The organism is Actinosynnema sp. NPDC059335 (genome assembly GCF_042752395.1).
GTDB lineage: Bacteria > Actinomycetota > Actinomycetes > Mycobacteriales > Pseudonocardiaceae > Actinosynnema.
Genome location: NZ_JBHYXZ010000016.1, coordinates 28,086 through 43,443, shown reverse-complemented (window position 1 = coordinate 43,443; position 15,358 = coordinate 28,086). Strand labels below are relative to the sequence as shown.

Genomic DNA, 15,358 nt, shown 5'->3' with positions numbered 1-15,358 from the left:
CGGGGGGGGGGGGGGGGGGGGGGGGGGGGGGGGGTGGGGGGGGGGGGGGGGGGGGGGGGGGGGGGGCCCCCCCCCCCCCCCCCCCACTCGACCTGATCGACCTCGCCTACCTGGCCGGCGGACCGCGACGGGCCGTCGAGGCGTCCGTGGCCAGGCTGATCGACTCGGGCACGCTCGTGCCCGCGCGCAACGGCTCGGTGCGGCTGGCCGGTTCCGCGGTCGCCGACCACCCGGTCGACCAGGCCGTGCTGGCCGACGCGACGCGCTACCGCTACCGGACGTTGACGCTGCTCATCACGTCGGTGTCGGAGCAGGACGCGCCGCGCGCGGTCGGCCGTCGTCTGTCCGAAATGGACTACCTGGTGCCGCCGGAGGCGGCTCGGCGGTGGACGCGGGTGGCGGTCGCGCCGATGGTGCTGCTGTTCGCGGTCGGGGTCGTGCGGTGGGTGAACGGGCTGGTGATCGGCGCGCCCGTGGGGTGGTTGACGTTGCAGCTCGTGCTGACCGGCGTGCTGGTGCTCGCGCTGGTGAAGGTGAAGGTGTTGGCGCGCACCGCGAAGGGGCGTGCGGCGGTCGCGCGGGCGAGGAGCGGTTCCGCGTCGGCCGCCGAACTGGTCGCCCTCAACGGGTTCGGCGGGCACCCGGACGGCGCGTTGCGGGCGGCGGTGCGGCCGCGCACCCGTGCGGCGACCGGCGGGGCTCTCGCGGCGGGGACGTACACGGCGGCGAGTTGCGGCGGTGGGAGCAGTTGCTCCGGCGGTGGATCGTCGTGCGGCGGGGGTGGCGGTTGCGGCGGGGGCGGGGGCTGACGGACCGGGTTCTCCCGTCGCTCTCGTCCTCCCGGTTGGCGCTCTTGGGGCTCTTGCCGCTCTGGGCTGGTTGACGGTTCGGCGGGTCGGCGCTTTGGCGGGTTGGCGCTTTGGCGGGTTGGCGGTTCGGCGGGTTGGCGGTTCGGCGGGTTGGCGCTTTCGGGGCTTGACCGCGCGGGCGACCTCTTAGGGTGGCGGCCATGACGTTCCTGTGGTGGTACGGCCCGGCGCTCGTCGCCGCGGTGGTCCTGGGCCTGCGGGTGAAGCGGGTCACGGGAACCGTGCCCAACCGGCCGCTGGACTTCGAGGAGATCGGGTACCTCGGCGGCGGCCCGGTGCGGGCGGTCGAGGTGGCGTTGGCCGGGCTGGTGGCCGAGAACCGGGCGCGGGTGTCCGGTTCGGTGGCCGCCGCGGTGCCCGGCCCGGACGAGCCGCCGGCGTCGGCGCTGCAGGGGGTCGTGCTCGCCCGGCTGGCGCGGCCGTGCGACCTGGACGAACTGGTGGTCGGCGCGGCCACCAGCGGACCCGCCCGGCAGCTCGGGCGGCGTCTGGTCGAGGGCGGGTTGCTGGTGTCGCCGCGGCGTCGGTTGGCGCGGGCGGTGTTGGCGGTCGTGCCGTTGGCGGCGGTGGCGGTGGTCGGCGTCGTGGCCGGTCCGGGCGGGTGGGCGACGGCCGTCGCGCTGTCGGCCGCCGGCGTGCCGGCGGTCGTGCTGCTGCTGGGCCCGCCGCCGGTCCTGACCAGGCGTGGCGCGCGGGCGTACGAGGAGGCGACGGCGGGCCTGGCCCCGGTCGACCCGGCCGAGCTGACCGCCCGTTACGGCCTGACCCGGACCGCCGCGCCGCCCCCGACGTCCGCGCGGGGACCGGCGCGGGTCGACCCGGCGGTGTTCGACGGTGAGCGGACGGCGGTGTTCGACGGTGAACGGGTGGAACCGATCGCACCTGCGGAAACGTCCCAGGCACCGCTCCCCCGGCGCAGGCGTGCCGTGGTGGTCGAACCGCGACGCTGGCAGCGGCGCAACGGGTGGCTGGTGGCCGGTGGGTGGTTCGCGGGCGGGTGGTTGGCCGGGCAGTGGTTGGAGGGCGATGACGGTGGCGACGTCGTGGACACCGGGTACGACGGGTTCGGCGGGTTCGACGCCTGAGCCCGGTCGGGGTGCGGGTTTCGGCTCGGTCCCGGGCCTCGGCCCGGACCTGAGCCTCGAGGAGCAGGCTTTCCTGGCCGGCGGCCCCGGCCGGGCGGCCGAGGTCGCGGTGGTGTCGCTGGTCGAGGCCCGCGCGGTGCGGATCTCACGATCGGGCCTGGTCAGCGCGGTCGCCCGCCAGGGTTCCCCCCGGAGCCCGCTGCAGGCGCACGTGCTCCGCGCGCTGCCGCGGTCGCTGGGCGACGTGATCACCGCGACCGCCGGCAGCGCCGAGGCCCGGGCGCTGCGGCAACACCTGGTCGCGCGCGGGGCGGTCGTGCCGGCGGGCCGGCGGCGGGCCGCGCGCCTGATGCGACTGCTGACCATCTCGACGGGGCTGGTCGCGGTGATCGCGCTGATCGCCTTCGACCTGCCGTTCGCGGTGGCCGCCGTCGTGGTCCTGGGCGCGCTGGTGGCGTCGCTCGCCCTGACCCGGATCGCCCGCCCGCTGACGCGGTCGGGGACGGCCATGGTGCGACAGCTGGAGCGGACCGCCGTGTCGCCGAACCGGATCGCCCTCGTCGCCTACTACGGCCTGCTCGGCAAGGTCGACCGCCAGCACGTGTGGGAGGTGCTGGGCATCGCACCGGCCGCGGCGGCGACGCTGCGACGGCGGTCGCGCGGGAGCGGGTCCAATGGCGGCGCGTCGTGCGGCGGCGGGTGCGGTAGCTGTTCCAGCAGCAGTTGCGGGAGCGGCGGCTCGTCGTGCGGTGGCGGCTCGTCGTGCGGCGGTGGCGGGTGTGGCGGCGGTGGGGGCGACTGACCGGCCGGGCGGCTGCGGCGGTGGGCTACGCGCGCAGCGGCAGGCGTGCACGGGTCAGCGGGGGTGAGGGCTGCGGGTGCACGCGTCAGCGGGCGTGAGGGCTGCGGGCGTGCACGCTTCGGCCGGCGTGAAGGCTCCCGGCGTCCACGTCCGGCGGGGGTGCGGACGCGGGCGGGCGTGCAGGCGCGGCGCGGGGTGTGCGGGAAGCGGGCGTGCGGCGGAAAGCCGGTGTGCGGGCGGCGGTGGGGTGCAGGCGTGGGCAGGTGTGACGGGTTGGGGCGGGCTGGGGGTGGCGGGCCGTGGGAGGCGAGCGGCGCGGCTGGGGGCTTGGGTGGCGAGGGCTTGGGGCGAGGGGGAGCCGGTGGGTGGACGCCGTGGTGGCGGGGAGTTGGGCGGGTGGTGGAGGCTGGGTTGGACATGGAGGTGGTTGAGGCGGCGGCCTTGTGTTTTCAACCGACGTTCGAGGCCAATGATAACGGCGTTTTGTTGAGGTCGTTCGGCGATGATCACCCGATCGTGTTTCGGCGGCGGCTCGGGTGATCGTCAGATTAGTGGCTGGGAAGACAGGTGTCCCGTGCGGAAGCTGGGTGTGGGGATAGGTTGGCGGCCCGAGATCGATCTCACCGTGGAACGGTTGCCCGGGGTTGACTTCGTCGAGGTGGTCGCGGAGAACCTGCACGTCGAGCACCTGCCCGAGTCGGTCCTCCTCCTCCGCGAGCGCGGCATCCCCGTCCTCCCCCACGCCGTCTCCCTCTCCCTCGGCGGCGCGGAGCCGGTGGACGCCGCGCGCGTCGCGCACCTCGCCGCCCTGGCCGAGGCCCTCGACGCCCCGCTGGTCAGCGACCACGTCTGCTTCGTCCGCGCGGGCGGTCTGGATTCCGGGCACCTCATGCCCCTCCCCCGCACCCGCGACGCGCTCGACGTGCTCGTCGCGAACGTCAAGGCGGCGCAGCGGGACCTGCCCGTGCCCCTCGCCCTGGAGAACGTCGCCGCCCTCCTCGAGTGGCCGGACGGCGAGCTCACCGAGGGCCGGTTCCTCGCCGAGCTGGTCGACCGCACGGACTGCCACCTGCTGATCGACGTCGCCAACCTCTACGCCAACGCCCGCAACCTCGGCACCGATGTCGCCCGCTTCCTGGACGAGATCCCCCTGGAACGCCTGGCTTACGTGCACGTCGCGGGCGGTGAGGAGCACCAGGGCCTCTACCACGACACGCACGCCCACGCGGTGCTGCCGGAGGTGCTGGACGTGCTCGCCCAGCTCCGCGCCCGCGTCGACCCGCCGGGTGTGCTGCTGGAACGGGACGACGACTACCCGGCCGACGCGGAGCTGGCGGCCGAGTTGGCGGCGATCCGGGCCGTGCTGGGATGACGCAGCCGCAGCGCGACCGGCTGGCCGCGGCGCAGGCCGAGTTGCTCCGGGCCCTGCTGGCGGACGGTGACGCGCCCGCCGGTTTCGACGAGGAGCGCCTGCGCGTCGAGAGGCGTGCGCTGCTCAACAAGCGGCGCGGGATCGTGGAGATGCTGCGGCCGGACGTGGCGGCCGAGTTGGGTGAGCGGTTCCGACCGTTGTTCGACGCCTACGCCCGAGCGCACCCGAAGGAGGTCGGCACGCGGTTCCGCGAGGACGCGGCGCGGTTCGCCGAGTGGGCCGTGCGGCGGGGTGAGCTGAAGCCGCGGAAACGGCGGTGGTGGCGTCGCGCGAACCGCGCGACCTGATCGGCCGCGCAACCCGATCGACCGCGCGACTTGATCGGCCGCGCAACCCGATCGGCCGTGCGGTCCGTCCTCCGGGCATGTGGAGACGGACTTGGCCGTTGGGCGTGCTGCTGCTGGTCGCGGCGTGCGGGGCGGCGGTGGACGGGGCCGGTGTGGCGTGCACGGAGATCGGCACGCGCGTCGGCGTGGGCGTGGAGGTCGAGCACCCGGACGTGGTGTCCGGCACGATCGAGGTTTGCTGGGACGGTTCCTGTGCAACCCCGACGTTGGAGCTGTACCCGTCGACCAGGGCCGGCGACACGACGTGCACGGGCACCGGGCCGGACGACTCGTGCGGTGCCCGTGTCGAGCCGACCGGCGGGAAGCACGGGTTCGCCGACCTCCCCCGGATGCCCGCGCGTCCCGTCTCCGTGACCCTGCGGTTGGTGGACCAATCCGGTTCCGCGGTGGTGGACCGGGAGATGACCGTCCACCCCGAAATGGCGTACCCGAACGGTCCGGACTGCCCAGCGGGTGGACCGCAGGCCGGTATCTCGGTTGGTGCCGACGGCTCAGTCACCGAGCGGTAGGTAACCGCTTACTCCGCTGAACCGGTGAAGATCCGACCGACCAATCAGCGGCTGTCCGGCTCTTCCGGGGCCTCTAGCGTCGGTGGGGTCCCAGGGCAACGTCGCTCCCGGTCCCTCCGCCGCCACCGGCGGGTCGCCGAGCCCTTCCGGCCGTGTTCCGCCAGGCGCGGCGCCTCACCGGGAGGTCGATGAGTTGAAGAGCACACGTTGGCGTGTCGTGCCGTGGGCGGCCGTGCTGGTCGCCGCAGGCCTGGTGGTGGTCGGTCCGGGGGTGTCGGGCGCGCGGGGCGCGCCGGCCCCGAACAGCGGCCACCACGAGGTCACGCTGATCACCGGGGACAAGGTCGTGCTCCTCGGTGACGAGGTCCGCGCGCTGGTCGCCGGGCCGGGGCGGGAGCGCGCGGTGTTCCACAGCTACCGGCGTGACGGGCGCCTGCACGTGGTGCCGCGCGACGCGGCCAGGGCCGTCGCGCAGGGCCGGCTGGACCCGAGGTTGTTCGACGTCACGGGTCTGGTCGAGGCGGGGTACGACGATCGCCGGTGGGACACCGTGCCGTTGATCGTGACCGGTGAGGAGGAGCCGGCGGCGGCCGGGCTGCGGGTGGGGCGCCGGTTGCCCGCGGTGGGTTCGTACGCCGCGCGGGTGGTCAAGTCGGAGGCGTCGGACGCCTGGCGCACGCTCGTGTCGGGGGCGAGCGTGCGCAAGGTGTGGTTGGACGGGGTGCGCCGGCCGGCCCTGGACCGGTCCACCGCGCAGATCGGCGCGCCGGCCGCGTGGCAGGCGGGGCTGACCGGCAAGGGCGTGAAGGTGGCCGTGCTGGACACGGGCGTGGACGGGGACCACCCGGACCTGGCGGGTCGCGAGGTGGCGGAGGCGAACTTCACCGACGACCCGGACAACACCGACACCGTGGGCCACGGCACGCACGTCGCGGCGACGATCGCGAGTGCCGGCGCGGAGTACCGGGGTGTGGCGCCGGACGTGGACCTGCTGGACGGCAAGGTGTGCGTCGCGTCGGGGTGCCGGGAGTCGGCGATCGTGGCGGGCCTGCAGTGGGCGGCCGAGCAGGGCGCGGACGTGGTGAACCTGAGCCTGGGCGGCGCCGACACGGCGGAGCTGGACCCGCTGGAGGAGGCGGTGAACACGCTGTCGGCGCGGACGGGCACGCTGTTCGTGGTGGCGGCGGGCAACAACTCGCGGCCGGGGACGATCAGTTCGCCGGGCAGCGCGGACGCGGCGTTGACGGTGGGCGCGGTGGACCGGCAGGACGGGATCGCGCCGTTCTCCAGCCGGGGTCCGCGGGTCGGTGACGGCGCGGTGAAGCCGGACGTCACCGCGCCGGGCGTGGAGATCGTGGCGGCGCGGTCCCGCGGCGGCACGGTGGGCACGCCGGTGGACGACGGCCACGTGGCGATGTCGGGCACGTCGATGGCGACGCCGCACGTGGCGGGCGCGGCGGCCCTGGTCGCGCAGCGGCACCCGGACTGGTCGGGCGGGCAGGTGAAGGCGGCGCTGGTGGCGTCGGCGCGGAACAACCCGGAGTTGACGGCGTTCGACCAGGGCGCGGGTCGGGTGGACGTGGCGAAGGCGATCACCACGCTGGTCACGGCGGAGCCGGCGAGCCTGGCGATGGGGACGCGGGAGTGGCCGCACCACGACGACGCGCCGGTGTCGAAGGTGGTGCGGTACCGCAACGACGGGACCGCGCCGGTCACGTTGGCGTTGACCGCGGAGGTGACGGGTCCGGACGGGGGCGCGGCGCCGGCCGGTCTGGTCGGGGTGTCGCCGGCGAAGATGACGGTGCCGGCGGGCGGCGAGGCGACGGCGACGGTGACCGCGGACACGCGGCCGGGGTCGGTGGACGGCCTGTACGTGGGGTCGGTGGTGGCGACGGGCGGTCCGGCGCCGCTGCGCACGGCGGTCAGCGTGAACCGGGAGGTGGAGAGCTACGACGTGGACTTCCGGTTCGTGGACGGGGACGGCGCCCCGGCGGTCGACTACTCGGCGTCGGTCATCGGGTTGAGCAACGACGTGTTCGAGTTCCCCTACGACGCGGACGGCTCGTTCACGCTGCGGTTGCCGCGGGGCGAGTACTTCACCGGTTCGGACGTGCAGACGGGGGACTCCCGGTTGGCGTTGCTGCCCCGGCCGCGGTTGAGCGTCACGGCGGACACCGAGGTGGTGCTGGACGCCCGTGCCGCGAAGTCGGTGCGGATCACCGCGCCGGATCCGGGGGCGGCGGAGGCGTTGGGCGACGTGACGGTGGTGCGGGCGCACGGCGACCGGCAGGCGAGCGTGAGCACGGCGTTCCTGGGCGGGTTCGGCCCGGGCGTGTCCATCGCGCACGTCGGCCCGGAACCGGCGGACGACGAGCTGACGGTGTTGCTCGGCGCGCAGTTCCGGGGCACGCCGGAGGGCGACGTGCCGGTGACCTACCGGTTCGCGTGGTCGCAGCAGGGGCGGTTGCCGGACGGGTTCGTGCGGGAGCCGGCCGCGTCGGACCTGGCGGAGGTGCGCACCCGGTTCGGGCCGGGACCGTCGGGGCGCGCGTTCGGGCACGGCGGCAACCCGATCACCCCCGGCGGTGTGGCCGGGTGGGCGTGGTTGCCGGACGTGGCGTCGCCGGGTGAGGCGGTCGACCGGGTCACCCCGGACCTGGCGTGGTCGTGGGGTTTCCTGCAATACGGCGCGGAAGGGGCGGTGGAGGCGACGCTGACCTCGCCGGAGCGGCGGTACGAGCGGGGCGGCGGGCACGAGGAGCGGTTCAACGACCCGGTGTTCTCGCCCGCGTTGCCGGAGTCGCGGTCGCCGTACCTGGCGCGCGGCGGCGACGAGATCAGCTTCGCGGTGCCGCTGTTCACCGACGGGGCGGGCAACGGCGGCAACGCGGCGGTGTCGTCGGCGCGGACCACGTTGCTGCGCGACGGGGTGGAGGTCGGTGAGACGCCGTACGCGGCGAACGGGCTGTTCGAGGTGCCGCCGGGGGCGGCGGCGTACCGGGTGGAGACGGAGGCGGTGCGGGCGGCGGGCACGTCGGAGTTCGCCACCCGGGTGAGCGCCGCGTGGACGTTCCGCTCCGACACGACGACCGGGGACGGGGTCCTGCCGCTGCCGTTGTCGGTGGTGCGGTTCACGCCCGGGTTGGACGGGAGCGGCACGGCCCCGAAGGGCGCGTCGTTGCGGGTGCCGTTGACCGTGCAGCAGCAGGAGGGCGCGGCGAACGGCCGGATCGACCGGATCGACGTCGAGGTGTCGTTCGACGACGGCGCGACGTGGGCCGCGGCGCCGGTGTCGGCGGGTGCGGCGACGGTCGCCAACCCCGATCGCGCCGGGTACGGCTCGGTGCGGGTGCGGGCGACCGACAGCGCCGGGAACGCCTTGGAGCACACCGTGATCCGCGCTTACAAGATCGGCTGAGCGCCCGGGAGGGGCGGCCGCGGCCGGTGGTCGCCCCTCCCGGCGAGCAACGCCGGTTGGGCTGCCCGGCCGCGTCCGGTCCCCGCGTTGGGACGCTGAAACGGCTCCCCCGAGTGGATAGCGTCCAAGTTGTCGGGGGGCGCATCACTTTCGGTACACCGTTTTTTCGCACCTCCCGGCAGCGCGTCCACAGCGCGCTCAACCAGATTCGGGAGGTATCTGCGTTGAATCCGAGAGCACGACGACGGGGGATCGCCTGGGGGGCGGCGTTGTTGGCGGTCGGGCTGGCCGCCGGCACCGCGGCGGCGACCACCTCGATCGCACCCCCACCGCCGCCGGCGAGCCAACCGGGCGGCGAGCGGCACACCGTCACCCTGGTCACGGGCGACAAGGTGGTCGTCGCGGGCCAGGCGCTCCTGTCCGTCACGCCGGGGCCGGGCCGCGACCGCGTCACGTTCCACCGGTTCCTGCGCGACGGCCGGCTGCACGTCGTGCCGCGCGACGTCGGCAAGGCGTTGGCGGCGGGGCGGCTGGACCTGCGCCTGTTCGACGTCACGGGCCTGGTCGAGGCCGGTTACGACGACGCGAGGCGCGACACCGTGCCGCTGATCGTCACCGGGGACCGGCAGCCGGCCGGCGTCCAGGTCACCCGCGCGCTGCCGACCATCGACTCGGTGGCGGCGCGGGCCGCCAAGGCGGACGTCGCCGCCACGTTCCGGGCGTTGCTGGACGACCCGGGCGTCGAGAAGGTCTGGCTGGACGGCGTGCGCCGGCTCAGCCTGGACCGCTCCGTGGCGCAGATCGGCGCGCCGACCGCGTGGCAGGCAGGGTTCACCGGCAAGGGCGTCAAGGTCGCCGTGCTGGACAGCGGCGTCGACCAGACCCACCCCGACCTCGCCGGCCGGGAGGTCCTGGAGCGGAACTTCACCGAGGACCCCGACAACAGCGACCTGGTGGGCCACGGCACGCACGTCGCCGCCACCGTCGCCGGCGCGGGCGCGAAGTACCGGGGCGTCGCGCCGGACGCGCAGATCCTCGACGGCAAGGTCTGCTCCCTCGACTGCGCCGAGTCCTGGATCGTCGACGGCATGCAGTGGGCCGCCGACCAGGGCGCGGACGTGATCAACATGAGCCTGGGCGGCACCGACACCCCGGACGTGGACCCGCTGGAGCAGGCCATCGAGACGCTGTCGGCGCGCACCGGCACGCTGTTCGTGGTCGCCGCCGGCAACTCCGGCGGTCCCGGCACGATCAGCTCGCCGGCCAGCGCGGACGCCGCGCTCGCCGTCGGCGCGGTCGAGCGCGACGACGACATCGCGCCGTTCTCCAGCCGCGGCCCGCGGGTCGGCGACGGCGCGCCCCGGCCGGACGTCACCGCGCCGGGCGTGGACATCGTCGCCGCCAAGTCGAGCACCGGCCAGATCGGCACCCCGGTGGGCGACGCGCACGTGGCCGTCTCCGGCACGTCCATGGCCACCCCGCACGTCGCCGGCGCGGCGGCCCTGCTCGCCCAGCAACACCCCGACTGGACCGGCGCGCGGATCAAGGCCGCCCTCATGGCCTCGGCCAAGAACAACCCGGCGCTCACCGCCTTCGACCAGGGCACCGGCCGCGTCGACCTCGCCAGGGCCATCGGCACGACGGTCACCGCCGACCCGCCCAGCCTGGCGCTGGGCCTGCACCCGTGGCCGCACGACGACGACACCCCGACGAGCAGGGAGTTCGCCGTCCGCAACAGCGGCACGCAGCCCGTCACGCTCAGCCTGGCCGTCGACGCCAAGGGCCCGGACGGCAGGCCCGCGCCGGCCGGCGTGTTCACCGTGAGCCCCGGCGCCGTCACCGTGCCCGCGGGCGGCGAGGCGACCGTCTCCGTCACCGCCGACCCGAGGGCGGCCGCCGTGGACGGCGCGTACAGCGGCACGGTCGTCGCCTCCGGCGGCGGCGTGGAGCTGCGCGTGCCGGTGGGCGTCGACCGGGAGGTCGAGAGCTACGACGTCACGTTCGAGTTCATCGACGCGCAGGGCCGGCCCGCGACCGACTTCTTCTCGTTCGTCATCGGCGTGGACAACCCGACGGTCGTGTTCCAGGACGGCGAGAACGGCAAGGCCACCACGCGGCTGCCGGTGGGCGAGTACCTGGTCGTGAACGAGGTGCTGACCGGCGGGCCGGAGCAGACCGCCGTGCTGCCGCAGCCGAGCCTGCGCGTCGGCCCGGACACCGGCACGATCACCGTGGACGCCCGCAAGGCCAAGCCGATCGCGATCACCTACCCCGACCCGGCCGCGCGGCCCGTGGTCGGCGACATGCTGCTCCTGCGCGGCGTCGCCGGCGAGGTGGTGACCGGCATCGGCTCGGCGCGGCCGGGAGGCTTCGGCGACGGCACCTCGATCGGGCAGGTCGGCCCGGACGTGCCGCCCGCCGACCTGACGGTCCTGCTCGGCGAGCAGGCCGCCGGCACACCGCAGGGCGCGACCCCGGTGACCTACCGGTTCTCCTGGGCCGAGAAGGGCCGGGTGCCCACCGGGTTCGTCCGCGCGCCGGCCCGGCGCGACCTGGCCGAGGTGCGGTCGGAGTTCGGCGTCGGCACGCCGGACCGGACCTACGGGTTCGCCGGCTTCCCCGTCCTGCCCGACGGCATCGGCGGCCTCGGCGCGGACACCGCGGTGACCGTGCCCGGGAGGTCGATCGACTACGCCACCACCGCTCCCGACGTGCGGTGGTCGTGGTCGCTGGCCCAGTTCCGGGACCGCTCGATCGAGGCGGAGTCCGCGACGCCGCCGACGCGGCACCGGCCGGGGCAGGTGGTGCGGCAGCGGCTGCACGACCCGGTGTTCGGCCCGGCGCTGCCCGGCGGGTCGTTGCCGCACCTGGGCAGGCAGGGCGACGTGATCACGGTGTCCGTGCCGCTGTTCGGCGACCGGCACAACAACTTCGGCGCGTCCGCGGTGTCGTCGGCCCGGACCACGCTGCGGCGCGACGGGACTGCGGTCGGCGAGTTCCCGCTGGCCGGGCGCGGCGAGTGGACCGTGCCGCCGGGGGCGGCCGGCTACCGGGTCGAGACGGAGGCCGTGCGCGCGCCGGGCGTGTCGGAGTTCTCCACCTCGGTCAGCGGCGCGTGGACGTTCCGGTCCGGCGGCACGCCGGCCGACCGCGTCACGCCGTTGCCGCTGACCGTGGTCCGGTTCACCCCGGCGCTCGCCCCCCCCGGCCGCGCCCCCGGGGGGGGGCTGGGGGGGGGGCCGGTCGGGGGGCGCCCGCCGGTGGGCGCGGCGAACGGCCGGGTCGACCGGGTCCGCGTCGAGGTGTCGTTCGACGACGGCAAGTCCTGGTCGGCGGCCCCGGTGGTGGGGCGCACCGCGCTCGTCCGCAACCCCGGCGCCGCCGGGTACGCGTCGCTGCGCGTCCAGGGCTCCGACAGCAGGGGCAACACGTTCGAGCACACCGTGATCCGCGCGTACAAGGTCGGCTGACACCGGGCGGGGGCGTTCGCGCACGCGGACGCCCCCGCCCGCCGGCCGACACCATCGGGGGGCATCGGTCATCGGCACATCGCCGCCGCCGCGCGCGGGCGGTGCCTTCCCCGTGCGGTTTTCACCGCACACCACCACGTTCGGGAGGTATCCGCGTTGACCGCCAGAGCACGACGAACCGCCGTGGCCGCCCTGGCCGCGCTCGGCCTGGCCACCGGCGCCGCCACGGTCGCCGGCGCGACGCCGCGACCCGCGCACCACGACACCACCGGGACCACGACCGTCACCCTGATCACGGGTGACCGGGTCCTGCTCCACGACACCGGGATCAACTCGGTCCAGGCCGGTCCCGGCCGGGAACGGGTCGGCTTCCTCACCGTTCACCGCGACGGCCGGCTGCACGTCATCCCCCGCGACGCCGCCCGGGCCGTCGCGAGCGGCCGGCTGGACCCGCGCCTGTTCGACGTCACGGGCCTGGTCGAGGCCGGTTACGACGACGCGAGGCGCGACACCGTGCCGCTGATCATCACCGGCGACCGGCAGCCGACCGGCGTCCACGTCACCCACGCGTTATCCGCCGTGGACGCGGTCGCCGCACAGACCCCGAAAACCAGTGCCGCCACCACCTTCCAGGCCCTCCTCACCGACCCGGACGTCAAGAAAGTCTGGCTCGACGGCCTCCGCCGGCCCACCCTCGACCGCTCCACCGCCCAGATCGGCGCACCGACCGCGTGGCAGGCAGGGTTCACCGGCAAGGGCGTCAAGGTCGCCGTCCTGGACAGCGGCGTCGACCAGACCCACCCCGACCTCGCCGGCCGGGAGATCGCCGAGCGGAACTTCACCGAAGACCCCGACGCCACCGACCGGGTCGGCCACGGCACGCACGTCGCCGCCACGATCGCGAGCAACGGCCCGAAGTACCGGGGCGTCGCGCCGGACGCGCAGATCCTCGACGGCAAGGTGTGCGTCGACCACGGCTGCCCCGAGTCCTCGATCCTCGACGGCCTCCAGTGGGCCGTGGACCAGGGCGCGGACGTGGTGAACCTCAGCCTCGGCGGCGACGACACGCCCGGCCTCGACCCGCTGGAAGAAGCGGTGAACACCCTGTCCGCGCGGACCGGCGCGCTGTTCGTCGTCGCGGCGGGCAACCGCGGTGGTCCCGGCACGGTCGGCTCGCCCGGCAGCGCGGAGGCGGCGCTCACCGTCGGCGCGGTCGACCGGAACGACGCCGTCGCGCCGTTCTCCAGCCGCGGCCCGCGCCTCGGCGACGGCGGCGTGAAGCCCGACATCACCGCCCCCGGCGTGGACATCGTCGCGGCGAAGGCCGCCGCCGGGCGGATCGGCATGCCCGTGGACGAGCACCACGTGGCCGTCTCCGGCACGTCCATGGCCACCCCGCACGTCGCCGGCGCAGCCGCCCTCATCGCCCAGCAACACCCCGACTGGACCGGCGAGCGGATCAAGGCCACCCTCATGGCCTCGGCCAGGAACAACCCGGCGGCGACCGCGTTCGCCCAGGGCGCGGGCCGCGTCGACCCTGCCCGGGGCGCTGCGCGCCGCGGTGACGTCCGACCCGACCAGCCTCGCCCTGGGCTCCCACCCGTGGCCGCACGACGACGACACCCCGGTGACCGGGGAGCTGACCTACCGCAACAGCGGCACGGACGCCGTCACCTTCCCGGTGTCGGTCGAGGCCAGGGGCCCGCACGGCGAGCCCGCGCCCGCGGGCCTGTTCACCGTCACGCCCACCACCGTCACGGTCCCGGCGGGCGGCGCGGCGACGGTGACCGTCACCGCGGACACCAGGGTCGGCGGCGTCGACGGCGCGATCTCGGGCGCGGTCGTCGCGGGCGACCTCCTGCGCACCCCGGTCGGCGTCGACCGCGAACCCGAGAGCTACGACGTCACCGCCACGTTCGTCGACGCGAACGGCGAGGCGCCCAGCCGGCACAGCGGGCTCGTGATCGGCATGGACAACGACGTGTTCGCGTTCTTCGACGGCGAGGACGACACCGCCCGGCTGCGCCTGCCCAAGGGCGAGTACTTCGCCTTCGGCGACGTCACCACCGGCGACCCGGAGGACGGTCGGACGGCGTTGCTGCCGAGGCCGGTCCTCGTCGTGGCCGGGCCGACCGCGCTCGCCTTCGACGCCCGCGCCGCCGAGCCGGTCCGGGTCACCACCCCGGACCCCGGCGCGAAGCCCGTGCTCGCCGAGGTCCGGGTCACCCGCGCGCACGAAGGATCGCGCGTGTCGATCGGCTCGCTGTTCATCGACGGGTTCACCGACGGCCTCACCCTGGCGGGCTCCGACCCCGACCTGCCGGACGACCAGCTCGAACTCGTCGTCGCCACCCAGGGCACCGGCACGCCGGTCGGCGCGACCCCGGTCCACCACCGGCTCGCCTGGGTCGAGCGCGGCCGGGTGCCCACCGGGTTCGTCCGCGCGCCGGCCCGGCGCGACCTGGCCGAGGTGCGCTCCCACCTCGGCCCCGCCCCGGCCGGCCACGGCTACGACCTCGGCGCGGCCCCGTTCGGCGCGGACGGCTCCGGCCCCATGGGCGTGCTGTTCCCCGTGCCCACGGGCGGCGAGGCGATCGACTACGTCCTCGGCGACGGCTTCCGGTGGCGGTGGCTGCTGAGCGAGCACGGCCCGGACGGCGACTCCGTCGCCGACTACTCGGCCACGGACCGCACCTACCGCGCCGGCCGTACCCACGAGCAGCGGTTCCGCTTCCCGGTGTTCGGGCCGGGCCTGCCGCCGTCCTCCTACGACTACCTGAGCCGGCACGGCGACGTGATCACGGCGCAGGTGCCGCTGGTCAACGACGGCGGGGACAACCTCGGCTGGTCCGTCACCGAGTCGGCCCGCGCCACCCTGCACCGCGACGGCCAACCGGTCGCCGAGGTCCCGTCCGCGTCGGCGCGGTTCACCGTCCCGCCCGGCGCGGCCCGCTACCGGCTCGACCTGGACCTCGTCCGCGCGCCGGAGGTCTTCGACCTCACCACGCGGGTCACCGGCTCGTGGACGTTCCGCTCCGACACCGTGCCGGGCGAGCGGAGCCGGAAGCTCCCCCTGTCGGTCGTGCGCTTCACACCCCGGCTCGACGCCGACGGCGGCACACCCGCCGGACACCTGCTGCGCATCCCGCTGACCGTCGAACAACAACAAGGCGCGGACAACGGACGCGTCCACAAGGTCGAAGTCGACGTGTCCTTCGACGACGGCAAGACCTGGGCAACGGTTCCCGTCGTCGGCGGCGCGGCACTCGTCCGCAACGCCGACCGGACGGGCTACGCGTCGTTGCGCGCCAAGGGAACCGACAGCAAGGGCAACACCTTCGAGCACGCCGTGATCCGCGCGTACAAGATCGGCTGAGCGCCCTGTCGCGGCGAGGGGACGTCCGGTCGCGCGGATGTCCCCTCGCC

The 15,358-nt window shown here is 75.4% G+C and carries 9 protein-coding genes and 1 pseudogene (1 of these 10 running past the window's edge); all 10 read left to right on the top strand.

Annotation, left to right across the window (positions count from 1 at the left end):
• Window positions 1-809 carry the 3' portion of a TIGR04222 domain-containing membrane protein gene (locus tag ACFXGA_RS07820; RefSeq protein ID WP_378085311.1) on the top strand. It extends 274 nt beyond the left edge of the window, so only the last 809 of its 1,083 coding nucleotides appear in the window; the start codon falls outside the window, past its left edge; it ends in the stop codon at window positions 807-809.
• 200 nt (window positions 810-1,009) lie between these two features.
• Window positions 1,010-1,954 carry a TIGR04222 domain-containing membrane protein gene (locus ACFXGA_RS07815; protein WP_378085309.1) on the top strand — a complete coding sequence of 315 codons (945 nt, stop codon included), beginning with the start codon at window positions 1,010-1,012 and terminating at the stop codon, window positions 1,952-1,954.
• Window positions 1,896-2,756: a TIGR04222 domain-containing membrane protein gene (locus ACFXGA_RS07810; RefSeq protein WP_378085307.1), complete on the top strand. Its 861-nt coding sequence runs from the start codon at window positions 1,896-1,898 to the stop codon at window positions 2,754-2,756. The genes ACFXGA_RS07815 and ACFXGA_RS07810 overlap by 59 nt, the downstream gene beginning before the upstream one ends.
• A gap of 574 nt (window positions 2,757-3,330) precedes the next feature.
• Window positions 3,331-4,128: a DUF692 domain-containing protein gene (locus tag ACFXGA_RS07805; protein WP_378085305.1), complete on the top strand. Its 798-nt coding sequence runs from the start codon at window positions 3,331-3,333 to the stop codon at window positions 4,126-4,128.
• On the top strand, window positions 4,125-4,475 hold the full coding sequence (locus ACFXGA_RS07800; RefSeq protein WP_378085303.1) for a hypothetical protein: 351 nt from the start codon (window positions 4,125-4,127) through the stop codon (window positions 4,473-4,475). The genes ACFXGA_RS07805 and ACFXGA_RS07800 overlap by 4 nt, the downstream gene beginning before the upstream one ends.
• Before the next feature lie 77 nt (window positions 4,476-4,552).
• On the top strand, window positions 4,553-5,044 hold the full coding sequence (locus ACFXGA_RS07795) for a hypothetical protein (RefSeq protein ID WP_378085301.1): 492 nt from the start codon (window positions 4,553-4,555) through the stop codon (window positions 5,042-5,044).
• A gap of 193 nt (window positions 5,045-5,237) precedes the next feature.
• Window positions 5,238-8,462, top strand: coding sequence for a S8 family serine peptidase (locus tag ACFXGA_RS07790; protein ID WP_378085299.1), 3,225 nt, complete (start codon window positions 5,238-5,240; stop codon window positions 8,460-8,462).
• Window positions 8,463-8,686: 224 nt separating this feature from the next.
• Entirely contained in the window at window positions 8,687-11,932 is a 3,246-nt protein-coding gene (locus ACFXGA_RS07785; protein WP_378085297.1) for a S8 family serine peptidase, read from the top strand.
• Window positions 11,933-12,115: 183 nt separating this feature from the next.
• Window positions 12,116-13,399: pseudogene (locus ACFXGA_RS07780) on the top strand (S8 family serine peptidase); the annotation flags it as partial.
• Between the two features lie 94 nt (window positions 13,400-13,493).
• Complete coding sequence (locus tag ACFXGA_RS07775) at window positions 13,494-15,308, top strand: hypothetical protein (protein WP_378085295.1); 1,815 nt, start codon at window positions 13,494-13,496, stop codon at window positions 15,306-15,308.
• Window positions 15,309-15,358: the final 50 nt, after the last annotated feature.